This window comes from Vibrio celticus, assembly GCF_024347335.1.
GTDB classification, from domain to species: Bacteria; Pseudomonadota; Gammaproteobacteria; order Enterobacterales; family Vibrionaceae; genus Vibrio; species Vibrio celticus.
In genome coordinates this window covers 3,362,808-3,389,252 of sequence record NZ_AP025463.1, presented here as the reverse complement: position 1 = coordinate 3,389,252, position 26,445 = coordinate 3,362,808, and the positions used below count along the sequence as shown (strand labels likewise).

Here is a 26,445-nt window from a genome sequence, read left to right as displayed (position 1 = left end):
ATTCAACTAGGTTGATAATAAGCATAAATTGTGGATAATGTTCACGGATTGAACTAAGCGTGTGCGGTGGCATTTTTACAACATTTACTTGCTCAGTTAATTAGATAATCCTACTCAATTCTAAGTGTCTTTAGGGCCACCTAAGTGAGTAGGATAAAATAAGTTACGCAGTGTGATGTCGCGGAGTATCAAAGGGCGGTAGCGTCCCCGTTTATTAATTGTAAATGGGAGTAAGATCTTACTATTTTTTATTACTTTCTCTAATCTCCTCTTGTGTAACTGATAAAATTACAAAACCTCTATTCTTTGGATGTCCTTTTAGGCGCCAGACACATTCCGTTTCTATGACTTGGTAAACATGAAGATTAATAAAAATCGCCTCATTTTAGCGCTCCTGCCAGCATTATTAGCAGGCTGTACCACTCCAGGGACCCACCTTTCCACTGACAATAAGAATGTGATTCAGCCTTCAGAAGAACAGCAAGAATCTGACATCTCTGATGTGGTTAATGTGTATCCGCTGACGGCACAGCTAGTATCGACTTATCAAACGGGTACATTGTCGGTTTCACAAGCCAACCCTGAGCTTGACGTAGACATCGCAAAGTATGAATACCAAGTTGGCGTCGGTGATATCTTAAATATCACGATCTGGGATCACCCTGAACTGACGATTCCTGCCGGTTCTTATCGTAGTGCTGAAGAGGCGGGTAATTGGGTTCGTTCAAATGGAACTATCTTTTACCCATACATTGGTAGCGTTGATGTATTAGATAAGACTGTCGATGAGATTCGTACTGATATCACGAAGCGTCTGTCTAAATATATAGAAAGCCCTCAAGTTGATGTTAACGTAGCGGGTTTTCGTTCTCAAAAAACCTATGTTACAGGCGAAGTTGAGCAACCAGGACAACAAGCGATCACTAATATTCCATTAACGTTGTTGGACGCGATAAATCGTTCGCAAGGATTGTCGGAAGATGCGGATTGGCGGAATGTTTCGTTAACTCGCAATGGAGTGCAAGAGTATATTTCTTTGTATGCCCTGATGCAGAAAGGCGATTTGACTCAAAATAGGTTACTGCAAGCCGGTGATATTGTTCATGTACCTCGCAATGACGCTCAAAAAGTATTTGTGATGGGTGAAGTGAATGACCCACAACTGTTAAAAATTGATCGTGCGGGAATGAGTTTAACAGAAGCGTTAAGCTATGTAGGGGGCATCAACCAACTTTCAGCCGATGCAACGGGTGTGTTTGTGATTCGCACTTCGGATGATAAGTCAGAACGCATGGCAGACATCTACCAGCTGAATATGGAAGATGCCTCTGCATTGGTGATTGGCACTGAGTTTGATCTGAAACCTTACGACATTGTTTATGTCACGGCAGCACCTATTAGCCGTTGGAACCGTGTAATTGGGCAGTTGCTGCCAACTATTAACGGATTTAATAATTTAACCGAAGGTGCGTTACGTGTTCGTAATTGGCCTTAGGCTAAGATAGAGCAATCATCAGGTCACATTTACGTGTGACCTGATTTTTATGTTTATAAGTACTTGAATCTCGTTAAGCCTATTACAGTTAGAAGTCCGTTATGTTTAATAAAATTTTAGTCGTCTGCGTGGGTAATATTTGCCGTTCCCCGACGGGAGAGCGCGTTCTTCAAAAGTTGCTTCCCAACAAAGAAGTGGCCTCTGCCGGTATTGCTGCCGAGAAAAGTCGTTTAATTGGTAAGCCAGCAGACGATACCGCGATTTTAATCGCCGCAGAAAACGGGGTCGATGTTGAAAATCATCAGTCTCAACAAGTGACACCACAGCTTTGTGCTCAGTATGACTTGATCTTGGTGATGGAGAAGGGCCATATGGAGGCGCTCACTCAAATATCACCGGAAGCGCGTGGTAAAACCATGCTGTTTGGTCAGTGGATTGGCCAAAAAGACATTCCCGACCCGCACCGTCAGAGCCGCGAAGCGTTTGAATACGCTTACAAGCTGATTGACGAAGCTGCACAAGCTTGGGCGAAAAAGCTCTAGAGAAGAAGTTAAGCGTTAGCTAAAGCTCGTTAAGTTTTCTATATAGCCAGTTGAGCTTTAGAGATACCCAGTTAAGCTATACACACAGCCATTAATCGAATCATATAAAAGAGAAGCCAATAAGCCGTACTTAACTTCTCTTCAAAATACTAGTTTAGGAAGTCGTAATCTGATGACAACACAACCATCTCAGCAATCACACACAGATAACTCTGATGAGATAGATCTAGGGAAGCTGCTTGGTATCTTATTAGATGCTAAATGGTTAATCATACTGACCACATTTGTTTTTGCTGTGCTTGGTATTGCGTTTGCTCTGCTTTCAACGCCGATATACAAAGCAGATGCCCTGATTCAAATTGAACAGAAGAGCTCTGGCGGCATTTCATCCATGGTCGGTGATATGGGAGAGCTGTTCTCTCAAGAATCTTCTGCCACAACAGAAGTGGAGATCATCAAATCTCGTATGATCTTGGGTGAAACAGTCGATAAGTTTAACCTGACTACGGTGACATCGCCTAACTATGCACCCATCGTCGGTAAAGGTTTTGCCCGCTTAACTGGCGACATCAACCACATTGCAGTAAGCCGTTTTACTTTGCCAAGCTACGCGAGCAGTTATGCACACACCATTCAGATTGTTGATGCGGAGCAGGGTACTTACCAATTGGTTCGTGACGATGAGCGCGTTATCTTGCAAGGCAAAGTGGGTGAGCTAGCCACCGCTGACGATTACAGTTTGTTTGTGGCAGGTTTTGAATCACACAACGGTTTTGAATTTTCAATAGGTCAGCGTAGCCGACTAGAAGCAATCGAATGGTTGAAAGCTTCTTTGTCTCTGTCTGAGCAAGGCAAGCAAACCGGTATTTTGCAGCTAAGCTTTGAAGGGGAAGACAAACAACAGATTTCTGAAATTCTTAATCATATTAGCCAGATCTACTTCTTACAAAACGTGAAGCGTAATTCAGCAGAAGCAGAGAAGAGCCTAGACTTCTTAGAAAGCCACCTTCCGGGCATTAAATCTGAGCTAACCGGCTATGAAGACGTACTGAACAATTACCGCCAGAAGAACGAGTCGATCGACTTGGGCTTAGAAGCACAATCAACCTTGAAGGTAATGGTAGAGCTTGAAGCGCAATTAAATGAGCTAACGTTTAAAGAGAGTGAAATCAGCCAACGCTTCACTAAAGATCACCCTGCATACAAAGCCTTGCTTGATAAGCGTAAAACGCTATTGGGTGAGAAAGAGCGCCTAAACAAGCAAGTACAAAAGCTACCGAAAACACAACGTGAAGTACTGCGTATGACACGTGATGTAGAAGTAAACCAACAAATCTACATCCAGCTTTTAAACAAAGTTCAAGAGCTGAGCATTATTAAAGCGGGTACGGTCGGTAACGTTCGTATCTTAGATGACGCTCAAGCGTATGCTCGCGCCGTTAAACCTAAGAAGCCACTGATTGTTGTATTGGCGACGCTACTGGGTGGCATGCTAAGTGTCGCGTTTGTATTAGTGAAAGCGGCGTTCCACCGTGGCGTTGAAAGCCCAGACCAAATTGAACAAATCGGCCTTCCGGTTTACGCAGCGGTACCAAAATCGGATTTACAGGTTGAGCTAACTAACCGCTTTAAATCGAAAAAACAGCAAACCAAGGGTGCCCAAGCTCTGCTTGCTGAATCTAACCCTGCGGACCTTTCGGTTGAAGCACTGCGTGGCCTTCGTACCAGTTTGCACTTTGCGATGCTAGAAGCGAAAAATAACGTTTTGATGATCTCTGGCCCTGCGCCGGGCATTGGTAAATCATTCATCTCGACCAACTTTGCCGCGGTCGCTGCGAAAACTGGCCAAAAGGTACTGTTGATTGATGCCGATATGCGTAAAGGTTACCTACAGCAAAGCTTTGGTTTGAAGTGGGAAAACGGCCTTTCTGATGTATTGAGCAACAAGCAAGAATTCGCTCAATCAGTTAAAACGACACCAGTAGAAAACCTAGAAATCATTACCCGTGGTCAAGTGCCACCCAACCCATCTGAGCTGCTAATGCACCCGCGCTTTGCAGAGCTCATGGAATGGGCATCAAAAGAATATGATTTGGTGATTGTCGATACTCCACCTGTACTGGCAGTAACCGACCCAAGCATTGTGGGTGCCTTCGCTGGTACCACATTAATGGTGGCACGCTACGGCCAAAACACCATTAAAGAGATCGATGTAGCTCGTAACCGTTTCGAACAATCAGGTATCGAAGTGAAAGGCGTTATCTTCAACGCCATCGAGAAGAAAGCATCAAGTTCATACGGCTACGGTTACTACAACTACACGTATTCTAGCGACAAGAAATAACTAAAAGCAGTAACGAGATTCGAGTGGCGAGATACGAAAAGCGCCACTCGAATCTGCTCTTCGTTACTCGTTTACTCGTATCCCGCATCCGCTCTTAAGCCTTTCGCATCCCGTTTACCCGCTACCCGCATCTGCTCTTCTACTTCTTTACCACCCCTCCCGTTAAATACAATCCAATCGCCGCTAACACCGGATAGCCAAACGCTTCATTGGTCATTTCCCCCAACGGTTTCCAATCGTAACCGTGCATACAACCCAGAATTACCATCACATGTAATGCCACATAAGGAATAGTGAACAACAACACAATGTAGCGCTGTACTAACTTAAAAGGTTCATACGCTTTAAGCAGTGCCAGCTTGTGCTTCGCTTTTTCTTCATCCGTAAAAAACATCGCATCTCCTGTGTTGGTGAGTGCATCTAACCCCTTGCTAATCGAAGACTGGCTCCCGAATATTCTTCCGAACAATGTCATACTGCTCCTTGGTTTATTGAATGGTTATATAGCGCCTTTCTCGTCATTCCCGCTCTTAAGCCTTTCGAATCTCGCTACCCGTTACTCGCATCTGCTCCTCTAGCTTTTCGCATCTCGCTTACTCGAATCCCGCATCTGCACTTCAAATGATTCGAAGACTTAGCTTTTGGTCCTCCCCCTTGAACACCCAGGGCGGGAGCATACTTTGATGGATTTATAACCCAAAGAATACTCTAGCCCGATAATCGTCGTTCCATGCCGCTTTTTTCAATTTCACTTTTTGGCTTGGCGCACCACAGTCACATTGCTTGAGCATATTCATCACAAAGCGCCTGAACAACGCTATGTTTTCCACTGCACCATCTAAAGTGATGCGTGAACTATCCTCTTTAAAAACAACATCTAACACGTAATGCTGACTGTTCTCGATCCGCCAATGCTGGCGAATATAATGACCCAGGAGTTTGTTGTTCGGCGACAAAGAACTAATGTAGTAGGACGTATCTACAGTGCCTTTACCGTTGATCACTCGATGGCGCTCCACTGCTATGATGCTTCTTACCGTTGGCCACTTCTTAGCTAAGTCATCGGGCAATTTAGCCTTGAGCTGAAACACGTATCGCTCTTCACTGCGACCATGTTTTTTCTCTTTGATTTCGGTGACTATTTTCTCTTTGCCAGCATCAAAAACTGTTTGGAACTGCTCCACAACAGCCGCTCGAAGCTTGGGCTGATTATTCTTAACCTGGACGACGACATGTGCCTGTTTGTCTTTGATTTTCTCTAGTGTTTCACGCTGGCAATGTAAGGCGTCAACCGTGACAACGCTACCCTTTACATTAATAACATCAAGCATTTGGCGTACAATGTTTATCTCACCATTCTTGTTCTCAGTCGGCTTCTGGCTCAGAACTAGACCACGCTCGGTATCGTAAGCGGTGACCAACTGCAACGCAGTTTTCTGTCGTTACGATAGGAGCCCGCAACACCTTACCGTCAAATGCGATAATGGGCTTGTTATGGCTAGTTCGCTGCTCGTTTATCCAAAGGGCTAAAGCTTCGAGCAGTGACTCAGCAACAACGGAACGCAAGATGCGAGCTATTGTGTGTCTACGAGGGATACCATGTTCGAAAGGTCTATATTTCCTTAACCAATCGAGCTTTTCTTCTCCATAAAATTCAATGTCTTGCCAACCTTCACATCCCGATGCGATAGCGCTAATCACTAGAAACATGACATCGATGAGGTTGTGTTTCTGATTGATGTCCGAGCGAGTGTCTTCGACGACAGATAAGTATTCAATAAGGTTCAAAATTGCTGTGTATCTGAGGATTTGCCACTATTAGATCACATTAGTTAACAAAGTGCGATCCCGCCCTGCTTGAACACCGGACTATTGTGAGTGGTGATGTTAATAAAAGGGGGAGTTAGAGGGGTTGCTAGTTAATGCCTAACCAACCCCTCCCAGCCTCCCCTTATATTGGATATTTCTTGCCAAGTAACAGTCGTGATAAAGGGGAGGAGCTAAAAGCACCACTCTCACTTTATTGTTCTCACTTTTCGCATCCGCTCTTCGTATCCCGATTACTCGCATCCCGCATCTGTTCTTAAGCTTTTATCTTCAAAACCGGACATGCCTTATTCACGTCCCAATCTTTATGCCCCTTTACATTCTCATCTGAAATCAAGAACTGCTCTTGTAACGCCGCCATCAAACCAAACAGTGCCTTACGCTGCGCAAGTGTGAAGTTATCTTCTGGTTGCAGCTCGGTATTACAGCCACCGACCAAACAAACCCCAATATTGCCCTTGTTGTGTCCTTTCACATGCGCGCCGGTTTGCGACAGCGGCCTGCCAAGTTCGACATCCCCGTTGCGACGAATAACAAAGTGATATCCCACATCGCGCCAGCCTTTCTTTTTATGCCATTTGCGAATCTCGGCTACGTCTACATCTTGCTGTGGTTGCGTGGCGCTGCAATGCACCGTAATAAATGAGAATGCCGGGCACTGAGGCAAACGGAGTAAAACCGAAACCAGACTGAAAGAGTAGGATGCTGAAGGTAAACAAGGCTCTAACGAGGGGATAAGCTCCACCTTGCTAGCCTGCTCTTCTGAGTCTGCCCGATCTCGTGAACCAGCTGGCTCTTGCGAACAAGTCTGCTCTTGCAAAACAGGTGCTTCTAACGGCTGGTGTGGAACTCGATCAGTTGCTGGTGGAGTGTTTGACAAAATAAATCCTCGTGTTGTTGTAAATAGGCGATTAAAGACGTTGATAACGATTCTTTTAAATTTGGGTGCAATGCGATGTGTTGTCTCAAACTGGCGGCTACGGTTTTTGCATAACCAGAGTGGTAGCTGACATAGCGTAAATACATCACGTAATACCCCAGTGGCTGCCTGCGCCGCGCTCGGCTGATCATCCAACAAATATCCTCATAGCTGTGATCTTCCAAGAGCAAGTCTTCGAAATAAGCTTTTTCAAAGTGCAAGCCTTCAAAATAACGGCATTCGATGCTTGCCATGCCGGGTTGATACGCTGAAATAAAAAGAGAAACTATCGCCTTCATTAAGCACCTTATTGCTGTATGGGGAGGGCAATGTACTTCAAGATTCTTGATTGGGGTTGGCGGTAATAACGCCAAAACAGAGGAACACAAAAAAGTGAGAGGTGCTTCGAAGGTAATCATCTTAAGTAGTGTTCTTGTTGCATAACAGTGAGAGCAAGTAGGAGAAACACTTTTTGTTACTTTTTATCTCGCCTTACCTTTGCCCCCAAAGCGCCAAAAAGTGTTGTTAATGCCCTTTATATCAATGGATTTCAGTACGAATGGTCATTTAACAAGGAGCGTTACCCATGTGTGTTTCTCTTATTCTTTCTTTCATCCCATTAAAAACCGGCTCGCCGATAAGTAAGTTGGTGCTATTAAAATTGGCCGACAATGCAGACGCGCGTGGCGTGTGTTTCCCTTCCCTAAATTACTTAGCGCAATATTGCGAAGTGTCGGTAAGAACCGTGAAACGACACGTTAACGAATTGGAAAAACAAGGCTTTGTGAAGCGGATAAAGCGGTTTGATGATTCAGGACGCCAGCGCAGCAATATATATCAGCTACGCCTACCCAGCGACAGCCACATTCAGCAGGCCGATCTAGACCAAGCAGCCAGAGCTCTAGATCAAGAAGACAAAGCTCTCGATCAAGAAGACAGAGAGCTAGACCTAAATGACCAAACCGACCTAGATAACGCCAAGGTAGAACAAACAGACTTACCGCCAACCTCGCCAGAACATACTCAGAAGACAGAGCGTGAAAAGAAAAAAGAACAGGCGCAGAAAACCGATCATTCAGACACCCACCTGGGTGACCCAAGATCCACCACGGAGAGTGATCATCCGGCACACATAATCTTTCATAAAGAACATAAAACAGAGATTCCTTGTAAAACAGCCCCAGATCTTGAAGCTGCCTTGCCCCTCGAGAAAGAGCCAGCAACACCGCAAGCCAAATCGACCAAACCCACAAACCAAAAGAATGAAGCCGTGATTCACCTGCTCACCCAAGAGGGCAGCGCGCCGATTTATCATGAGTTCACCACCATATTAGAACGCACCTACCCAAAGTTAGATGTGCTGCAAGAACTGCATGCCATGCAAGCGTGGCTGTACATCAACCCCGATAAGCGTAAACCCTTTGAGCACATTGGACACTTTGTGAATGGCTGGCTAAAAAGAAGCGCCCAAGCCAAGGCGAAGCGAGACTCATCACCAGCCTTTAAACCAACAAGAGCGACTAAACAAGCTAAGCAAACACAAGCGGTGAAATCCTCAAAGCAAGCTCAATCGATAAAAGGTGTAGGATCAACAAAAGTAGATGAGCCTACAACAGCTTCAAACCAAGCGCAGCCAATCAAAAGCAATCAAGCTGAAAGCACATCTCAACAACCCACTCCTGTCTCTCAGGCCTTAGCGGACTACAAAGCCAAAAGCACCACCAACCCGTTCGAAGCACGTATCAAGGCCTTACTTCAATCCAAATCGCCCGGCACGGATTCTAAGCAGTGACCATGCGATTATTCACAGAATAAGCGCTTGTTCACATAGCCCCAAGTTTTTGAAAAAACAAGACCTTAGGAAACCAAGAGCTAAGAAAAAACAAACGCTAAGGCAGACAAAAAGAGAATCTAGCCAAAAAACGTCAAGAAACAAAAAGTACAATTAGGAGAGGGAAAATGGACGATACCAGCCTAAAGAAACTGACAACGAAAGAAAAAGTAACCATTTTAGAGAAAGAGATAGCACGAGTGGAAGGGCGCATTGGCGAGTTCTTGAAATTGCTGGTTAGCCACTACCCACAAGGGCTAACACGCACCGAGATCAAAGCGTTATTGGCGGTAAACAACAACCCAAGCTTCGTCTCGCTATACCGCAACGGCAACATTTTCATTGATATAGAAAAGCGCTATTGCAAGGCAGCACAAGAAAACCGCTACCACATAGGCACTCAGTACCTGCAAGACGTACAATGCTTCCGCTGGGTAAATGCTTGGTGAGAGGTCTGTCCAAACAGGGGCAATTTCAAACTGGTTAATATGCACTGACTTTGCTAAAATGCGCAGTATATTTAAAATCGTATGAAAACCGCATAAAGCGTACAAATTGTAACTATTGCCTTTAGGAGCCAAACCTAAGGGCGGTAGCGTACCCAAATTCAGCTTGCTAGCAAGTAATTGCAAGTTAAAAGATGCGGGAAGCCTAAAAGGTTTGATTAGCCGTTTTTGCGGCCTATTGGGGTCCTTTTTTAAAAGTAAGTAAAATCTAGGTTTTATAAGGGATAGTCGAAAATAAACTGTCTCAAAATGAATAGAAAGTGTCTCAGTGGCTCGAAGTTGACTGAGATTGAAATTTAGAAAGTTTCAAAATAGAAAATAATAAAATGCAATATAATATTGAGATTCAGCCTGCAGGTGTGAGTTATAAAAGCGAAGATAATCTACTTGAAGATGCGTTATCGAACTCACTTCCTTTAGAGCATAGCTGTAAAACTGGCGACTGTGGTGTTTGCTCGGCAGAGGTGTTGTCTGGCTCTATTAAGAACGAAGATGGAGAGATTGTTACATCAGGACAGATCTTGACGTGTCAATCTAAAGCACAATCAGATGCAGTATTGAAAGCTCACTACTATCCTGAGCTTGCTCACATTAAGCAGCAAACCGTCCCTTGTAAGGTTGCTAGTGTTGATTATCCTACCTGTGATATTGTTATTATCACATTCCGCTTTCCTCCAACTGTCAGCTTTGATTACCTTCCGGGTCAATATGTAGATTTAAGCTACAAGGGTATAAAACGTAGTTATTCTATTGCAAATGCAAAGAAAGCAACAAGAGAGATTGAGCTTCATATTCGTAAAGTTCCTGCGGGTAAAATGTCGGATGTTATTTTTGGTCAAGTGAAAGAAAATCAATTGATGAGAATGGAAGGGCCGAAAGGTACGTTCTTTGTTAAAGACAACGTTAAACCTTTAATTCTGATTGCAACAGGTACGGGCATTGCTCCTTTGAAAGCAATAGTAGAAGAGCTTATTGAAAAGCAAGACTCCCGTGATGTTCGCATCTATTGGGGCATGCAATACCAAAGCGAGCTGTATTGTGAAGCTCTAATCAAGTTAGTCGAACAGCATCAAAATATTAAATTTATCGCTGCACTTTCTAGAGAAGAGTCTGAAGGTGACTTTTATAAAGGTTATGTACAAGATGCTGTCATGCGTGATTTCAAATCTTTAATAGAACATGAAGTGTATGCTTGTGGTTCGGTTGCTATGATCAACGAAGCTAAAAACCTATTTATTAATCATCATTTACCATCAGAGTCATTCTTTTCTGATGCATTTACCCCCGCAAAATAATTTTTATAGCTTGGAGCTAATAATGAAAGCAGTCATCTTAGCTGGTGGTTTAGGAACACGTTTAAGTGAAGAAACCTCAGTAAAACCGAAACCAATGGTTGAAATTGGTGGAAAACCAATTCTATGGCATATCATGAAGCAATATTCAGCACACGGTATTAATGATTTCATTATTTGCTGTGGCTATAAAGGCTATGTGATTAAAGAGTATTTTGCTAACTACTTCTTGCACATGTCGGATGTGACATTTGATATGAAAGAAAATGAAATGAAGGTGCATCGTAAACGTGCAGAACCTTGGACAGTTACGCTAGTCGATACCGGTGACAACTCAATGACTGGCGGGCGTTTAGGTCGAGTTGCTGAGCATATAAAAGATGAAGACGCATTTTGTTTTACTTATGGTGACGGTGTTGGTGATATTGATATTGCTAAAACAATTGAATTCCACAAATCACACGGAAAGAACGCAACGTTAACCGCGACTTTTCCCCCAGGTCGTTTTGGTGCATTAGATATTAATGCTGGACAAGTAAATAGCTTTAAAGAAAAACCGAAAGGTGATGGAGCTATGATTAACGGTGGATTCTTTGTGTTATCGCCCAAAGTACTTAAGTACATTGATGGTGATAGTTGTACTTGGGAACAATACCCACTGAACAAATTAGCCGAAGATGGTGAATTAATGGCTTATGAGCATCATGGTTTTTGGCAACCAATGGATACTCTTCGTGATAAGGTTTATTTAGAAGAGTTATGGCAAGAAGGTAAAGCACCTTGGAAAATTTGGGAGTAACCTATGAATCCAAATTTTTGGCAAGGAAAGAAAGTTTTTGTTACCGGGCATACTGGCTTTAAAGGTAGCTGGTTATCTTTATGGCTTCAAGAAATGGGTGCGATTGTAAAGGGCTACTCTCTTTTAGCACCAACAACGCCTAGCCTTTTTGAAGAGGCTGAAGTATGGGCTGGAATGTCATCAGAAGAAGGTGATATTCGAGATTTTACTCACCTTCGCCAAGTGATGAATGATTTCAAACCTGAAATCGTTTTTCATATGGCAGCTCAACCATTGGTACGATTATCTTATGATGAACCAATGGAAACTTACTCTACCAATGTTATGGGTACGGTTTATTTACTTGAAGCTGTGAAACAGATAGGAGGTGTTAAAGCTGTCGTTAATATCACTTCTGATAAGTGTTATGAAAACCGTGAGTGGGTCTGGGGCTACCGTGAAGATGAAGCTATGGGTGGTTATGATCCATATAGCAATAGTAAGGGTTGTGCAGAGTTAGTAGCATCGTCTTATCGCCAGTCTTTTTTTAATAAAGAGAAATATCACGAGCATGGCTGTGCCTTAGCATCGGTTCGAGCAGGTAATGTTATTGGTGGTGGTGATTGGGCTGATGATAGACTTATTCCAGATATGTTAAATGCCTTTACGGAAGGCAAAAAAGTTGAAATTAGAAGTCCACACGCTATTCGACCTTGGCAACATGTATTAGAGCCGTTATCAGGTTATATAACTGTTGCTGAGCATCTTTATAATGAAGGGCCTCAGTTTGCGGAAGGTTGGAACTTTGGTCCTAAAGAAGAGGATGCTCAGCCTGTTCAATGGATCGTTGAAACCATGACGAAAGAATGGGGTGAAAGCGCTGAGTGGTTCTTGAGTGAAGGTGAACACCCACATGAAGCGCATTACCTTAAGTTAGATTGCTCAAAAGCAAAAATGCGTTTGAATTGGCAACCTGTTTGGGATTTAAGCACAACATTGAATAAGATCGTGAATTGGCAAAAAGCATGGATTAATAAAGAAGACATGAAGCAATACACGATTAAAGAAATTAAAGAATACATGACAGCACGAGTAGGTAAATAATAATGTCCAAAGAACAATTAAGAAGTCAAATAGCTGAACTTGTTGAGCAATATGCAGCGTTAGAGTACGCACCAAAAGAATTCGTTGGTGGTGAGAGTGTTGTACCACCATCAGGAAAAGTATTGGGAGCAAAAGAGCTTCAGTTAATGGTTGAAGCGTCTTTGGATGGCTGGCTAACTACAGGCCGTTTTAATGACGCATTTGAAAAGCGTTTAGGCGAATACCTTGGCGTACCGTATGTATTAACGACAACGTCAGGCTCTTCAGCAAACCTTTTGGCATTAACAGCATTAACGTCACCAAAGCTTGGCGACCGTCAGTTAAAACCCGGTGATGAGGTTATTACTGTAGCCGCTGGTTTCCCAACGACTGTAAACCCTACTATTCAAAATGGTTTAATTCCAGTGTTTGTAGATGTTGATATACCTACATACCAGATTAAACCAGAAATGATCGAAGCAGCTGTAACTGATAAAACTAAAGCTATTATGGTTGCTCATACACTTGGCAATGTCTTTGACTTAACAGAAGCTCGCCGTGTAGCGGATAAGTATAACTTATGGTTAGTTGAAGATTGTTGTGATGCATTAGGCTCGACTTACAATGGTCAAATGGTTGGTACATTTGGTGATATTTCGACACTTAGCTTTTATCCTGCCCACCATATCACAATGGGTGAGGGAGGAGCTGTATTTACGAAAGATAAAGAACTTCGTAAATTAATTGAATCATTCCGTGATTGGGGCCGTGATTGTTACTGCGCTCCAGGTTGTGATAACACATGTAAAAAACGGTTTGATATGCAGCTAGGTTCTCTACCTCAAGGTTACGATCATAAATACACTTACTCACATTTAGGCTACAACTTAAAAATTACAGATATGCAAGCTGCTTGTGGATTAGCTCAAATGGATCGAGTAGAAGACCTAGTACAAGCACGTAAAGATAACTACGCATACCTAAGAGAGGGTTTAGCTTCTTGTGAAGAGTTTATCATTCTTCCTGAAGCGACAGAAAATTCAGACCCATCATGGTTTGGCTTCCCGATCACTATTCGCGAAGAGTCTGGTATTGATCGTGTTGAACTTCTGAAGTTCATGGATCAATACAAAATTGGTACCCGTCTTCTTTTTGCAGGCAACCTGACTCGCCAGCCGTACTTCGAAAACGTGAACTACCGAGTGGTGGGTGACCTGACGAATACTGACCTTATCATGAACAATACTTTTTGGATTGGTGTCTACCCAGGCCTTGATCAAGATCACCTAAATTTCGTTATTGAAAAGTTTGAAGAATTTTTCGGTGTGAGCTTTTAGAGCGCAACAACAAACAGTGAGAAGCCAATGAGAAATCATTGGCTTGATTTTATGAATGTAACTCAACTCGATATTGCAGGGTGCTTTCTGATTGATCTTCCCAAATTTGAAGATCATCGCGGTGCTTTTATTAAAACCTTCCATCCGAGTCATTTTGAAGGGACGCCGATTGCTGGGTTTAACCTTCAAGAAGAGTTCTATTCGGTCTCAAAGAAGCATGTGTTACGTGGTCTTCACTTCCAAGGGCCACCGGCTGCACACGACAAGATGGTCACGTGTTTAGACGGAAAAGTGCTCGACTTTTTTGTTGATATTAGAAAATCATCAAACACATATGGAAAGTTGATTAAGATTGAATTGGACGCCGAAAGACCTCAACTTTTATACCTTCCTAAAGGACTGGCGCATGGTTTTCTGACTTTGTCTGAGCAGGCGACGCTGTTGTATAAAACCGACCATGCTTACGCGCCTGACTCGGATAAAGGTATTTTATGGTCAAGCGTGGGTTTGAGATTTGATGAACTAAATGTAAATGAACTCATCATTTCTGAACGTGATCAATCATTTCCAACATTAGCTGATTATGAGAGTCCATTTGAATGAAGATATTAGTGACAGGAGCAACGGGTTTTGTTGGTCAACAATTTATTACCTCTATGTATGAATATTATGAAATACATGCATTAGTAAGAAACCAAGGTGTTTCTATAGCAGGTGTCCATGTTCATTATTACGATGGCACAATAGGGTCTATAAAAAACGCACTTAAAGATATTGATGTTGTACTGCACTTAGCAACGTGCTTTCGTGCGCTTCATACAGAAGATGACATCGATCCTTTGCTTGAAGCTAACATCGTTTTTGGAACACATTTACTTGAAGCTATGAAGCAAACAAAGACGAGTAAAATTGTCAATGTTGGAACAACGTGGCAGCGATTCAATTGTGAATACTATCGATATGCCAACCTTTATGCTGCTACTAAACAAGCGTTTCAAGAGCTGTTAGGTTTCTATTCCGATGCTTATCAATGGCAGAGCCTAAATTTACACTTCAACGATACCTATGGTAAAGAAGATCATCGTAAGAAGATTATTCAGCTACTAATCGAAACGGCAATAAACAAAGGTACTCTAGATATGAGTTTAGGGGAACAAAGGTTTGAAACTTGCTATATTAGCGATGCTGTTAACGCTCTAAATATTGGACTAGAAAGAGTATTATCCACAAGAGTTCCCCTAAACGAAGAGTTTTCGATTCTAACTGGGAATGACACTTCTTTGAAGGAGTTAGTGGTTATTATAGAGGATGAGATTGGCTTGCCAATAAATATTAATTGGGGTGCTAGAGCCTACCGAGAGAGAGAGGTGATGAAAATACCGTTTTCTAGTTATCAATGCCTACCTAATTGGAATAAAAAAGTCTCCCTGAAAGAGGGGATTAAATTACTCATTGAAGATTAGATCTAATATGTAATGAATTGTTCCTAGTTTAATTAGACCAAAAGATGAGGAGTAATATGGTTTTTGTTTCAGGACATATAAATGGTTCTTATAGAGCGCAGAATATTATGAAGGCTCTTTCGGATAACAACATTAAATGGTGTTATTTACCTTGGTATTTACCATATAGTGGTCGAAAATCGATTAAAACGATATTTTCACTTATAACACTAATTATTCTATTTCCTATCCGATTTTTTTTGATAGCAAACAGCAAGTCCTTAGTTATGTTACCAATGAACTTTGGCTGGTTAGTACTGCTTGATATATCAATAGCAAAAATATGTGGTACCAAAGTAATCTTAGAATTTTATATTAGTGAATACGATGCACTTGTGAATGATCGGAAAATAGTTAACCCTCTGAGTAAAAAAGCAAAGTTTTTAAGTTTTATTGAGCGAAATATCACTAAATTAGCAGATGAGATAATTTGTTTAAACAACTCTGAAGCAGATTATTACCAACGATTCATGTGTGAAAATGCTCAAGAAAAAATTAAAATTATACCGTTAGTTATAGATCGAGTTAAAGTACGTGACCTGAAATTTGAAGTTACTTCTGAAAATTTTAATATTTGTTGGTGGGGAACATATATACCTCTGCACGGCCTAGATAAGGTTATCGAAGCATTTTCGATGCTTAAGAGGGATAATGTTTATCTTTATATATTTGGAGATTCTGTCGATAAGTCAAATGACTATGTAGAACAAGTTAATAGGCTAGGCATTACTAGTAATGTTATATTTAATCATAGCTCGACTTTTAGAAATGGTAAGTTGCCAGAATTCCTAATTAATAATTGCGATTTAGCTCTTGGTAATTTTGGAGATAGTGAAAAAGCAAAAACAGTCTTAGTAAATAAGATTGTTGATACTTTAGCTTTAAGCATTCCTTGTCTGTCAATGGAGACTGGTGCCTGTAATGAGTTTCTTGAAGATGGGAAGAATATATATTTAACCGAGTCATCACCCACTCCTAAACAAATTTTAATGAAAATAGAATTCATATTAAATAATAAAGAACAGCTAAAGGAGTTAGGTAGACGTGGTTATGATATATATAATGAAAATTTTAGTCCTGAGGTTTTTTCAGAAAGATATATTAAGAACTTACGCTAATGAGAAAGTTGTTATATTCAGCTATTAAAAAAAGCATATTAGGAAAATTTTTAATATATGCAGTGCAGTTTTCAGCTTTAGCCATTTATGCTCGGTTATTTTCGCCGGAACAATTTGGGGTAATTGCATCTATTCAAGTTTTCGTTATTTTCTTTCAAATGCTTTCGGATGTTGGAATAGGGCCTGCAATAATTAATGAGAAAAGTTTTAATTCTAACCAAAGGGATGGTGTATTTACCGTTACCTTTGTTTTAGGTTTAGCCCTAGGCATGTTATTTTACTTTTGCTCCTATTTTTTAAATTCACTTTATGGTGGGTATGAATATCAATCGATTGCAATGATAGTTAGTGTTTCAATTGTTTTTTACTCCTTAAGTATCGTGCCTATAGCGTCGTTAAATAAGGATGCACAGTTTGTAAGGATAGCTAAATCTGAATCAATAGCTGAGTTAATTAGTTTATTTTTCGTTTATTTTCTTTTTTTGGCTGATTTTGGTGTACTTGCACTTGCGGCAAAGAGCTTGTTACAAAGTTTATTTAGATTCTTTTTAATACACCATCAATCAAAGAATACGTCAATGGGGCGAGCAAGGTTAGGAAGAGAGGTACAACATATTAAACAACTGGCTAGTTTCGCCGGATATCAATTTGGTTTTAATTTTATTAATTATTTCTCCCGAAATTTAGATAACGTGCTTATTGCCAAGTATTTTGGTATGTCGGCAGTTGGTGTATATGAAAAATCATACCAGTTAATGCGTTATCCATTAATGGTTACTACATTTGCTATGACACCGGCTATTCAGCCAATCTTGACAAAGGTAAGAAATGATAAGGAAAAAATCATTAAGGAGCATGATCGATTAACGTCTAGATTACTTGCTTTATCATTGCCAATAAGTGTGTTTTTGTTCTTTAATAGTGAGATTGTTATTCTGATTCTATTTGGTGAACAATGGTTAGAGATAGAGCCATTAATAATGATTTTCGCATTCATGATACCTACACAGGCAGTGTTATCAACTTCTGGGTCATTTTTTCAAGTTGCAAACAAACCGAGGTTGTTATTTTTTTCAGGGATTCTTTCGGCAATTGTAAATGTGACTGCAATTTTTTTAGGTGTTAGTTTAGGTGAAATTAAATATGTGGCTATGTGCCTAGTATTATCTTTCAGCATTAACTATTTTCAAACATACTTTCTATTATTTAGATACTGTTTTAACACTAGATTGCGATATTTTTTTGTATCTCAGATTAAGTCAGTTTTTATAATGCTACCCTCTATAGCTATGTACTCTTTATTAGATAAGTATCTTTTGTCAAGTTTTGAATTTGGTAATTTTGAAGAGCTATTAATCAATGGAATGCTGGGTGCAGTTTCAATAGCGATGTTTTTTGCTCCTATAAAGAGGTTTTTAAATGGTTGATGAGCAATAGTAAACAGGGCAAGATCATGAAACCTTTTATGGAATAAGAGGTGACGTGAAGTAGTGTTTCATTTATGCATTTCGATGTCATTCCAGATACCAACAACGAGGCAAAGTCGAGTATAATTCTGTTAACAATTTGTGCTGTTTTTTCCGGCCAAGATGATTGGAAAGCCATTCATCTTTACGGCAAGCACAGTTAGATTTTTTAAAGCGGTTTGGTGATTTTAGTCATGGTATACCTTCTACATCGACAATAGCAAGAGCGATGGGAATGATTAATGCCACTCGCCTACAAAAGTGCTTTATCGAATGGATGAAGGATTGTACTGAGCTAACTAAAGGTGAAGTGATTGCCATTGACGGTAAAACCGTTAGAGGCTCTTATGATGACTCTTGCGGTCTTGGTGCTATTCACATAGTAAACGCTTTTGCGACTGAAAATGGTGTTAGCCTCGGGCAACATAAAGTTTACGAGAAATCGAACGAGATCACCGCTATCCCAGAGTTACTCGAACTGCTTGATATATCAGGTTGTTTGGTCACTATTGATGCAATGGGATGCCAAAAGGAAATTGCTCAGAAAATACTTGATAATAATGCTGATTACTTACTGGCGGTTAAAGGAAATCAGGGACGTTTAGAGCAAGCGTTCAATAACTATTTCGATATGAGTATACTGCAAAAGCACGATGGTGATTCGTATAGCACGCAAGAAAAATCTCGTGGTCGCCAGGAAACGAGACTGGCCTTAACGAATACTGATTTGAGTGTTTTAGGTGATGTAGGACTTGAATGGGCAGAGCTAAAAACAATGGGTATCGTTGTTTTTTACGACAAAAGGAAGAGGTCGCGAAAGAGTCAGAATTCACGGTTAGATGCTATATTAACTCGAAGGAATTAAGTACTAAAGAATTGTTAAATGCCACGTGTTCACATTGGTTGGTTGAGTCGATGCACTGGTCGTTAGACACCGCTTTTGGTGAAGATGCCAGCCGAAAACGAGTAGATTAAGGTGCAGAAAACTTCGCAAGGATCAGGCAGATGTGCTTAAACATGCTGAAGAGTGAAACGACACTCAAAGCGAGCATTAAACACAAAAGAGCGATGTGTTCGATGAATTGTGAGTACCTTTTAAAGGTTCTAGCAAGCCTTTATTGACGGGGAAGTTCATGATTTTTCCGTGGATATTAAACCTTTAGATAAATATTGTTTTTCTAAAAATTACCGAGATTCAAAAATGAACAGAGACAAAATTACAGTTTATATCCCTACTCACAATCGGGTTGATTTGTTGAAAAGGGCATGTGAATCTGTTATAAATCAATCGTATACCAATCTTGAATTAATAGTTGTTGATGATGGGTCAAGCGATGATACTTGGTCGTATTTGAAAAATTTAAAAAAATCTGATGAAAGAGTTTTGATATTTAGAAATGAAATATCAAAAGGAGCTTGTGTCTCTCGTAATATAGCAATAGATCACGCTACTGGTAAATATATAACAGGTTTAGATGATGATGATTATTTTGCGCTATCTCGATTAGATAATTTTTATTCGTCTAGAGATAACCTTAATCAGTACTCATTTCTTTCTTCATCAGTCATACCTATTTGTGACAAAAATATCTTAAGAAATGAATTGTATAATTCGAAACGCGAATTGCTCCTCTCTGAACTATCAAATGGAAATAACGTAGGTAATCAAGTATTTACTTTAACTAAAAGACTAAAAACAATTAAAGCTTTTGATGCTAACTTGAATTGTTGGCAAGATTATGATTTATGGATAAGACTTTGCTGTAAGTATGGTAATGGGTTGAATTTAAGCAATGCTGATTACTACTTAGATGTTGATCCTAAAAGGGAAAGAATTACAAATTCGCCACGAAAAATTAATGGGATGAATTTTTTTATCGATAAACACTACAATTTACTTAGCCAAAGTTTTAAAAGCAGGTATAAGGCATATATCTACGTTTATGGTGGTATAAGAAAACAAGGTAAATGCGATCTGTTATTCTTATTTTTTTCTGTTGCTTATGGAGTGAAAAAATATGCGAATCTTGCATATAAGCACTAAAGTTAAAGACAACTTTTGTGGTGTTTCGACGGTGGTTGATAAATTATTTGAATATCAATCCCAAAGTAATGGAGTTGTGTTAGAACTTGAATACATAGAAGAAAAAGATGTTTTATTTAAATTTTTATATTTATTGAAAAAGTTAAATAAGTCAGATGTTGTAGTGTTTCACAAAGTTTTTTCACCTTTGTCTTGGGTGTTGATGGCTTTCTGCTTGCTAATAAGGATAGATTACTGTGTTCATTTACATGGTGCATTTATGCCTAATGCAATGAGAAAGTCATATTATAAAAAATATTATAAGGAAGATTTTTTAAATTATTTGATTTCAAAAGTTCTTGTTTGTTTCTGTTAAATACGGAAGAAAAAAAAATTCTTAACATTAAAGTAAAACGGTGTGAAGTAATACCTAATGGTGTTGATGATACGACGTACTTTTTAATTGAAGGCCATAAAGAAAATTACATATCATTTTTGTCTAGGTATGATTATTTTGGGAAAGGGATTGATGTTTTACTTGACTCAATTGGAGAGATAAAAAACTTTTTAACTGAGAAAAAGGTTAAAATTAGGATGCATGGAAGTTTTCCTACTAGTCTAGACCGTGAACTAATATTTAAACATGTGAAAAAATTAAATTTGGAAGAAATTGTTTTTATTGGTGGTGCTATATATGGCAACGATAAGTATGAATTTCTGGCTAACTCCCGATTAATGCTCCTTCCATCTAGAAGTGAAGGAATGCCAATGGTTGTATTGGAAGCTCTTAGCGTAGACACATATTGTTTAGTTTCACCTCATTGCAATGTGGAAGAAATATTATCTTCTTGTGGAGGTGGTGATGTTTCTGAATTAACTTCTGCTGAATTTTCAAAATCAATTAAAAGAAAGGTTGTTTCCTGTCGTGATATAAGAACGCGAGAATATATTTTTGATAATTATTCTTGGGGTTCGATTTCGGACAAGTATATTAATATTTACAGGTCATTATAATAACATATGAGCATTCTATTTAACAAATTGTTTCGGTTTGTTTTTGTTTTTATTTCAGCATGTATATTGTATGGGGTTAAATTTAAATATTTTCCTATTGATTTGTTTCGTGTGTTTTACCTTTTATGTGCTGGTGTGGTGTTTCTTTATTCAACGAATTTTAAGTTGGATAAAAGACTTCTCTTCGTATTGTTACCATTTTTATTGTGTTTGATACTTTTCTTACTACCTCTTTTAATTAATCAAACAAGCGATGTTGTTTTGATTCGAAGTGTTTTAGAGGTAGTGATAACTCTGGTTTTGTTTTACTTGTCTATTAAAATATTTGACCGTCGTATATCTAGGTTATCCTTGGACTCTGTTTTGAAGTTTGTTTTTAATATTGTTTTCCTTCAGTCTTTAATTATAATCTACATGATTTTTTCCCCTGGTTTTTTTGATATGATTCATTTTTTTATAGATGCTGAAGGGAAGGGGTTCGATGTTATCGACTCGGGGTATCGATTTCGACAAGTTGGATTAACTGGGTGGACAGGCTATAGTATGGCAGTTGTTCAATCATTTGGGCTTTTCTTAGTGCCTTTATTACTTAGGGATAGAAAAAGTGTAATTAAGTATTCAGTATTTTCACTAGTCATCATATCATCGATATTACTTTCTGCACGTACTGGATTGATTTTTATATTTGCATATTTTCTATTTGTTTCCCTTTACTGTGTGTCTTTTAAAAATAGAAATATGATACGTTTAGTTAGATTGCACATTATGATTTTATTATCAATGTTTTCTATTTTTATTTTGTGGTTTATACAGACTGAACAAGCTATCGTTGTAGGATTGAGAGAGTGGGTTTTCGAAATTTTTAATAGTTATATCGAAACTGGTAGTTTTGATACAGGTTCTACATCTGTAATGAAAGAAATGTTTTTTTTTCCAGATATGTACACTATTCTTCTAGGGGATGGTTTGTATTTAAATATGAATGGTGGTTACTATATGAGTACAGATATAGGGTATCTTAGAGTTATTCTATATAGTGGTATAATCGGCAGCCTAATATACTACTTTTCCTTTCTTATTTTCTTTACTATGTTTTCGATTGAGGTTGATAAAATCCAAAGAAATAGATTGTCCTATATTTTTGTTTTTTTTACTTTTTGTGTTTTAATTGTTCAGGTCAAAGGTTCTATACTGGTAGATGGGGTTGTGCTTATCAGATTTTTTTCAATAATATTGGTGTCTTCTTTATTGTTAAACAACCGCTCCCGAACGTAACGAGACTAGAAATAACTATTTGGTATATATATGAAAATTGCAATTGCAGGTACAGGTTATGTTGGCCTATCTAATTCTATGCTACTAGCACAAAACCATGAAGTGGTTGCTGTAGATATTATTGAAGAAAAAGTAGAGATGTTAAACAAAAAGCAATCTCCGATTGTTGATGCTGAAATATCATTTTTTTTGGCCAATGAACCCTTGAACTTTACAGCAACCATGGACAAAGAACTCGCTTATAAAGGGGCAGACTACGTAGTGATTGCTACGCCGACGGACTATGACGCAGAGACGAACTACTTTAATACCAAGTCTGTTGAAGCAGTTATTCTTGATGTTATGGCTATTAATCCAAATGCGGTAATGGTTATTAAATCTACTGTACCTGTAGGCTACACAACTCGTGTCAAGAAAAAACTAAATTGTGAGAATATTATCTTCTCGCCAGAGTTTTTGCGTGAAGGTAAAGCATTGTACGATAACCTATATCCTTCTCGTGTTATCGTTGGTGAACGCACTGAACGTGCTGAAATTTTTGCGAACCTTCTCGTTGAAGGCGCAAAGAAAGAGAATATCGAAGTGCTGTATACCGATTCAACGGAAGCCGAAGCAGTAAAGTTGTTCTCCAACACTTACCTTGCATTACGTGTAGCCTACTTTAATGAGCTAGATACTTATGCCGAAACACATTGCCTAGACAGTCGCCAAATCATCGAAGGTGTTGGTCTTGATCCTCGGATAGGTAATCACTACAACAACCCATCGTTTGGGTATGGTGGTTATTGTTTACCAAAAGACACTAAGCAGCTACGTGCAAACTACGAAGACGTGCCAAATAAAATTATTGGTGCGATAGTTGATGCGAACGCTACTCGTAAAGATTTTTTGGCTGATTCGATCATCAAGCGTAACCCAAAACGCGTGGGTATCTACCGGCTGATCATGAAGGCGGGTTCAGATAACTTTCGTGCGTCGAGTATTCAAGGTGTAATGAAGCGTATTAAAGCTAGAGGCATTGATGTTGTAGTATATGAGCCAGTGCTAGACGAATCAGAATTTTTTCACTCACAAGTTATTAAAGATCTAGAAGAGTTTAAAGCCAGTTGTGATGTGATTGTCTCTAACCGTATGGTCAATGAGATCAAGGACGTTGCAGATAAGGTTTATACTCGAGACTTATTTGGTAGTGATTAATTTTTTATCTATTTGTATATCCGTTATTCCGCTGCCAATTCGTAACTATTCACCCGCGAGGCCTTGACACTAAAGTTATGTGACCGGGTTAACTTGATCCCACATTCAACTTGAATGATCTTTTTGCGGTGGCAATCTGGAGGTATGAATAAGAAAACATTACCACCTCCGCCAGATTTCGATTCGCCTGAAGAAGCGAAAGATATCATCCATTTTTTATGGAATAATTTGGCTGAACTTGAAGACCGACTAAATCAAAATAGTCGAAACTCTTCTGTACCATCATCACAGCAGCCTTTGCATAATAAAGCTAAGAATACTTCGCCTAATCGGAGGGACTCTGGAAAAAAGCAAGGAGCTCAACCAGGTCATAAAGGTCATCGCCGACTGCTTCACCCTATTGAAAACAATGCCTCGGTTGAGCAATACTTACCAAGCAAAACATGCCACTGCGGTGGTTGTGTTGTCCCAAATCGAAAACCTTACAAACGACATCAAATCTTCGATTTACCTGATATTTCGTACACACTTATTGAACATCAAGTCTTCAAAGGTGAATGCTCGTGGTGTGGCGACAAGCATCAAGCGGATCTTCCCGAGTCTGTGCCTGATGTTCAGATGGACACAAACCTACATTATAAGACATATTGCTTTAAACCTGCTGATGGAAGAAACCAGCTTCAAAGCTGGGATCAAAAGAAAGCAGAAAAAGCAAACCGTAGCAACAGTTACCTTTCGCAAGTCCTTGCAGGGCAAGGGGCTTCGTAACCTTGCCCTGTATGCTTAATAGTTTTGAAGGTGATAAATACGTCACTCAAGAGAAAGGACATGGTCGTACAGAAACGCGTTTGAGTATGGTGGTTCACAATACATATTTCTTAGGCGATATAGCGCTTGATTGGGCGGGACTCTCCACTATTGGTATGGTCGTTTCAATTCGTCAAGAAGGTAATAAGCCAGCAGAAAGAATGCAAATCAAGCACTACATAAGCTCAGCAAAACTGACGGCTAAAGCTTTACTAGAGAGCACGCGAGCACATTGGAGCATCGAAAGTGTGCCGCAGGCACATAGGTTAGCAGCATAAGGATGTGTTTCTAGTCTTGAGCATAAGCTCATGAAGAGATGGTGGTAGGTCCACCGAAGTCTGCTGTCGGAAGCTGGCTTCAAACCACTTCAAGTGGCTGTCATTAAGAGTGATGGTCATAAGCGTTGAAGTAAAAGTACGAACTCAAGTTCGGCAGGTAGGGTACAAAGAGATGAGTTATAGCGAACCTATGTTGACGCGTCGTAATCCAGAGACTGACATCAAAATCGAGGGCGTTTCTATCTCTCGAGATAAGTTTGCAGGTTAATTCCGAATGCTGTGTAAGCGGTGTCCGGCGTATAGTGGGCATGACTTTGTATCGGGCTCTTTGTGGGAACTGCGGGAACCAGTCATCACAATGCTAAGGAAGAAGTACAAGTAACTGAATTTATGAGTATGAGAGTACCGATGTGTGATACTGGGACGGAGCAACTCGTAGTAGTGTTGAAGTGTTTGTAATGAACATGGAGCGAAGGGGTTGCGTCAAGCTGCTTGCATGTTTAGCTCAACTACCAAATGGTAGGAGGAAGCTATAGATGGAAGCAAAACCATTTACCATTTCAAAGTGGGCAGTGAAGCACGCCTACGAATTAGTTAAAGCTAATAAAGGAAGTGCAGGAGTTGATAATCAATCTATTGAAGGTTTCGAAAGAAATCTAAAAGGTAATCTTTATAAGATCTGGAATCGATTATCTTCTGGCACCTATTTTCCACCTCCAGTTAAAGCGGTAAGTATACCGAAGAAAAGTGGAGGAGAACGGATTTTAGGTATACCAACGGTAAGCGATCGGATCGCACAAATGGTCGTAAAACTTGAATTTGAGCCAAAGGTTGAGCGGATCTTTTTGCCAGACTCATATGGGTATAGACCTAATAAATCAGCGCTTGATGCTATAGGTGTCACTCGTAAGCGATGTTGGAACTATAACTGGGTACTTGAGTTTGATATTAAAGGGCTGTTCGATAACATTCGGCATGATCTGTTACTTAAAGCGGTATATAAACACACCAATCTCACTTGGGTAAGGTTGTATATAGAGCGCTGGCTAGTAGCACCGATGCAAATGGAAGATGGCGACCTCAAAACTAGGCAGATGGGGACACCGCAAGGTGGCGTTATTAGCCCTGTATTAGCGAACCTATTTCTACATTATGTTTTGATAAATGGCTACAAAAGCATTTCCCAAAACATTATGGTGCCGTTATGCTGATGATGGTTTGGTTCATTGTAATACTGAAAGCGAAGCTCAGCAGATGCTTGAGGCTCTGAAAGCTCGTTTTGAGGATTGTGGACTTGAGCTCCACCCCACAAAAACCAAAATAGTATATTGTAAAGATGGGAGTAGAAAAGGTGATTCGGAACATACCAGTTTCGACTTTCTTGGCTATACCTTTATGCGTAGGGTTTGCAAAAACTGGAAACGCAATAGCTTATTTTTAAGCTTCTCGCCGGCAGTGAGCAAATCAGCATTAAAATCAATGAGATTGAAAATTAGAAAGTTACGAGTGCGGATGAAAACAGAACTTAGCATAGCGCAAATGGCTAAGTGGTTAAACCCAATGATAAACGGGTGGATCAACTACTATGGTCGCTACTATCGCTCGGCACTGTATGGCATGTGCAGGCACGTAAATAAAGCTCTGGTTCGTTGGGCGAGACGAAAGTTTAAGCCATTACGACGTCACAAAACACAAGCAATGAGATTCTTGGAAAGGATTTCAGAGCAGAACCCCCACTTGTTTGCCCATTGGAAGCAAGGAATGTTAGGTGCGTTTGCTTGATGGGAGCGGTATGAATTGAGAGGTTCACG

25 protein-coding genes and 2 pseudogenes are annotated in these 26,445 nt (G+C 40.0%); 23 read left to right on the top strand and 4 right to left on the bottom strand.

The genetic code is table 11. The features are described 5' to 3' along the window. Positions 1 to 358: 358 nt before the first annotated feature. The 3 genes from OCV19_RS15195 (at position 359) to OCV19_RS15185 (ending at position 4,381) form a co-directional block, all read left to right on the top strand. A complete protein-coding gene (locus OCV19_RS15195; RefSeq protein ID WP_065676005.1) occupies positions 359 to 1,495 on the top strand; it encodes a polysaccharide export protein in 1,137 nt (378 codons plus the stop codon). A gap of 101 nt (positions 1,496 to 1,596) precedes the next feature. Then, a complete protein-coding gene (locus OCV19_RS15190; RefSeq protein WP_017085171.1) occupies positions 1,597 to 2,037 on the top strand; it encodes a low molecular weight protein-tyrosine-phosphatase in 441 nt (146 codons plus the stop codon). 172 nt (positions 2,038 to 2,209) lie between these two features. After that, positions 2,210 to 4,381, top strand: coding sequence for a polysaccharide biosynthesis tyrosine autokinase (locus OCV19_RS15185; RefSeq protein WP_065676006.1), 2,172 nt, complete (start codon positions 2,210 to 2,212; stop codon positions 4,379 to 4,381). A 139-nt stretch (positions 4,382 to 4,520) separates the two neighbouring features. On the opposite strand, the gene OCV19_RS15180 is transcribed toward OCV19_RS15185, so the two are convergent. From OCV19_RS15180 to OCV19_RS15165, 4 genes and pseudogenes are all read right to left on the bottom strand, one after another. After that, complete coding sequence (locus tag OCV19_RS15180) at positions 4,521 to 4,856, bottom strand: hypothetical protein (RefSeq protein WP_004733275.1); 336 nt, start codon at positions 4,854 to 4,856, stop codon at positions 4,521 to 4,523. Positions 4,857 to 5,070: 214 nt separating this feature from the next. Beyond that, positions 5,071 to 6,169: pseudogene (locus tag OCV19_RS15175) on the bottom strand (ISAs1 family transposase). A gap of 295 nt (positions 6,170 to 6,464) precedes the next feature. Then, positions 6,465 to 7,028 carry an N-acetylmuramoyl-L-alanine amidase gene (locus tag OCV19_RS15170; protein ID WP_083994252.1) on the bottom strand — a complete coding sequence of 188 codons (564 nt, stop codon included), beginning with the start codon at positions 7,026 to 7,028 and terminating at the stop codon, positions 6,465 to 6,467. An 11-nt stretch (positions 7,029 to 7,039) separates the two neighbouring features. Continuing rightward, on the bottom strand, positions 7,040 to 7,426 hold the full coding sequence (locus OCV19_RS15165; RefSeq protein WP_083994253.1) for a hypothetical protein: 387 nt from the start codon (positions 7,424 to 7,426) through the stop codon (positions 7,040 to 7,042). Positions 7,427 to 7,713: 287 nt separating this feature from the next. Between OCV19_RS15165 and OCV19_RS15160 the strand changes: the two genes are divergently transcribed. From OCV19_RS15160 to OCV19_RS15060, 20 genes and pseudogenes are all read left to right on the top strand, one after another. Beyond that, positions 7,714 to 8,919, top strand: a complete 1,206-nt coding sequence (locus tag OCV19_RS15160) for a helix-turn-helix domain-containing protein (RefSeq protein ID WP_065675401.1) — start codon at positions 7,714 to 7,716, stop codon at positions 8,917 to 8,919. Positions 8,920 to 9,086: 167 nt separating this feature from the next. Then, positions 9,087 to 9,407 carry a hypothetical protein gene (locus OCV19_RS15155; protein ID WP_065675402.1) on the top strand — a complete coding sequence of 107 codons (321 nt, stop codon included), beginning with the start codon at positions 9,087 to 9,089 and terminating at the stop codon, positions 9,405 to 9,407. Between the two features lie 383 nt (positions 9,408 to 9,790). Continuing rightward, positions 9,791 to 10,759 (top strand): FAD-binding oxidoreductase, encoded by a 969-nt coding sequence (locus tag OCV19_RS15150; RefSeq protein ID WP_065675403.1) that lies wholly within the window; start codon positions 9,791 to 9,793, stop codon positions 10,757 to 10,759. Positions 10,760 to 10,781: 22 nt separating this feature from the next. Continuing rightward, positions 10,782 to 11,555: a glucose-1-phosphate cytidylyltransferase gene (gene rfbF / locus OCV19_RS15145; protein ID WP_065675404.1), complete on the top strand. Its 774-nt coding sequence runs from the start codon at positions 10,782 to 10,784 to the stop codon at positions 11,553 to 11,555. Between the two features lie 3 nt (positions 11,556 to 11,558). Further along, positions 11,559 to 12,638, top strand: coding sequence for a CDP-glucose 4,6-dehydratase (gene rfbG, locus OCV19_RS15140; RefSeq protein ID WP_065675405.1), 1,080 nt, complete (start codon positions 11,559 to 11,561; stop codon positions 12,636 to 12,638). Between the two features lie 2 nt (positions 12,639 to 12,640). Next, positions 12,641 to 13,954 carry a lipopolysaccharide biosynthesis protein RfbH gene (gene rfbH / locus OCV19_RS15135; protein WP_065675406.1) on the top strand — a complete coding sequence of 438 codons (1,314 nt, stop codon included), beginning with the start codon at positions 12,641 to 12,643 and terminating at the stop codon, positions 13,952 to 13,954. Positions 13,955 to 13,981: 27 nt separating this feature from the next. After that, positions 13,982 to 14,557 (top strand): dTDP-4-dehydrorhamnose 3,5-epimerase family protein, encoded by a 576-nt coding sequence (locus OCV19_RS15130; RefSeq protein WP_206377680.1) that lies wholly within the window; start codon positions 13,982 to 13,984, stop codon positions 14,555 to 14,557. Continuing rightward, positions 14,554 to 15,417 carry an NAD-dependent epimerase/dehydratase family protein gene (locus OCV19_RS15125; RefSeq protein ID WP_065675407.1) on the top strand — a complete coding sequence of 288 codons (864 nt, stop codon included), beginning with the start codon at positions 14,554 to 14,556 and terminating at the stop codon, positions 15,415 to 15,417. The genes OCV19_RS15130 and OCV19_RS15125 overlap by 4 nt, the downstream gene beginning before the upstream one ends. A 56-nt stretch (positions 15,418 to 15,473) precedes the next feature. Beyond that, the gene (locus OCV19_RS15120) at positions 15,474 to 16,574 is read left to right on the top strand and encodes a glycosyltransferase (RefSeq protein WP_065675408.1); all 1,101 of its coding nucleotides are present in this window, start codon (positions 15,474 to 15,476) and stop codon (positions 16,572 to 16,574) included. Then, positions 16,574 to 18,001 carry a lipopolysaccharide biosynthesis protein gene (locus OCV19_RS15115; protein ID WP_065675409.1) on the top strand — a complete coding sequence of 476 codons (1,428 nt, stop codon included), beginning with the start codon at positions 16,574 to 16,576 and terminating at the stop codon, positions 17,999 to 18,001. The genes OCV19_RS15120 and OCV19_RS15115 overlap by 1 nt, the downstream gene beginning before the upstream one ends. A 74-nt stretch (positions 18,002 to 18,075) precedes the next feature. Continuing rightward, positions 18,076 to 19,162, top strand: a pseudogene (locus tag OCV19_RS15110) (ISAs1 family transposase). Positions 19,163 to 19,184: 22 nt separating this feature from the next. Further along, positions 19,185 to 20,084, top strand: coding sequence for a glycosyltransferase (locus OCV19_RS15105; RefSeq protein ID WP_139093560.1), 900 nt, complete (start codon positions 19,185 to 19,187; stop codon positions 20,082 to 20,084). Next, positions 20,059 to 20,439, top strand: a complete 381-nt coding sequence (locus OCV19_RS15100) for a hypothetical protein (protein ID WP_261875681.1) — start codon at positions 20,059 to 20,061, stop codon at positions 20,437 to 20,439. Before OCV19_RS15105 ends, OCV19_RS15100 begins: the two co-directional genes overlap by 26 nt. Beyond that, positions 20,427 to 21,077, top strand: a complete 651-nt coding sequence (locus tag OCV19_RS15095) for a glycosyltransferase (protein WP_261875680.1) — start codon at positions 20,427 to 20,429, stop codon at positions 21,075 to 21,077. Before OCV19_RS15100 ends, OCV19_RS15095 begins: the two co-directional genes overlap by 13 nt. Positions 21,078 to 21,242: 165 nt before the next feature. Further along, positions 21,243 to 22,352 carry a hypothetical protein gene (locus OCV19_RS15090; protein ID WP_139093561.1) on the top strand — a complete coding sequence of 370 codons (1,110 nt, stop codon included), beginning with the start codon at positions 21,243 to 21,245 and terminating at the stop codon, positions 22,350 to 22,352. 30 nt (positions 22,353 to 22,382) lie between these two features. Beyond that, positions 22,383 to 23,549, top strand: a complete 1,167-nt coding sequence (locus OCV19_RS15085; protein ID WP_065675413.1) for a nucleotide sugar dehydrogenase — start codon at positions 22,383 to 22,385, stop codon at positions 23,547 to 23,549. A 144-nt stretch (positions 23,550 to 23,693) separates the two neighbouring features. Then, positions 23,694 to 24,317 carry a DUF6444 domain-containing protein gene (locus OCV19_RS24980; RefSeq protein WP_370736608.1) on the top strand — a complete coding sequence of 208 codons (624 nt, stop codon included), beginning with the start codon at positions 23,694 to 23,696 and terminating at the stop codon, positions 24,315 to 24,317. A gap of 11 nt (positions 24,318 to 24,328) precedes the next feature. Continuing rightward, complete coding sequence (locus OCV19_RS15070) at positions 24,329 to 24,634, top strand: ISAs1 family transposase (RefSeq protein ID WP_083994255.1); 306 nt, start codon at positions 24,329 to 24,331, stop codon at positions 24,632 to 24,634. A gap of 536 nt (positions 24,635 to 25,170) precedes the next feature. Continuing rightward, positions 25,171 to 25,845 carry a reverse transcriptase domain-containing protein gene (locus OCV19_RS15065; protein ID WP_261875679.1) on the top strand — a complete coding sequence of 225 codons (675 nt, stop codon included), beginning with the start codon at positions 25,171 to 25,173 and terminating at the stop codon, positions 25,843 to 25,845. Then, positions 25,799 to 26,416: a group II intron maturase-specific domain-containing protein gene (locus OCV19_RS15060; protein WP_261875678.1), complete on the top strand. Its 618-nt coding sequence runs from the start codon at positions 25,799 to 25,801 to the stop codon at positions 26,414 to 26,416. The genes OCV19_RS15065 and OCV19_RS15060 overlap by 47 nt, the downstream gene beginning before the upstream one ends. The last annotated feature ends 29 nt before the right edge of the window (positions 26,417 to 26,445 follow it).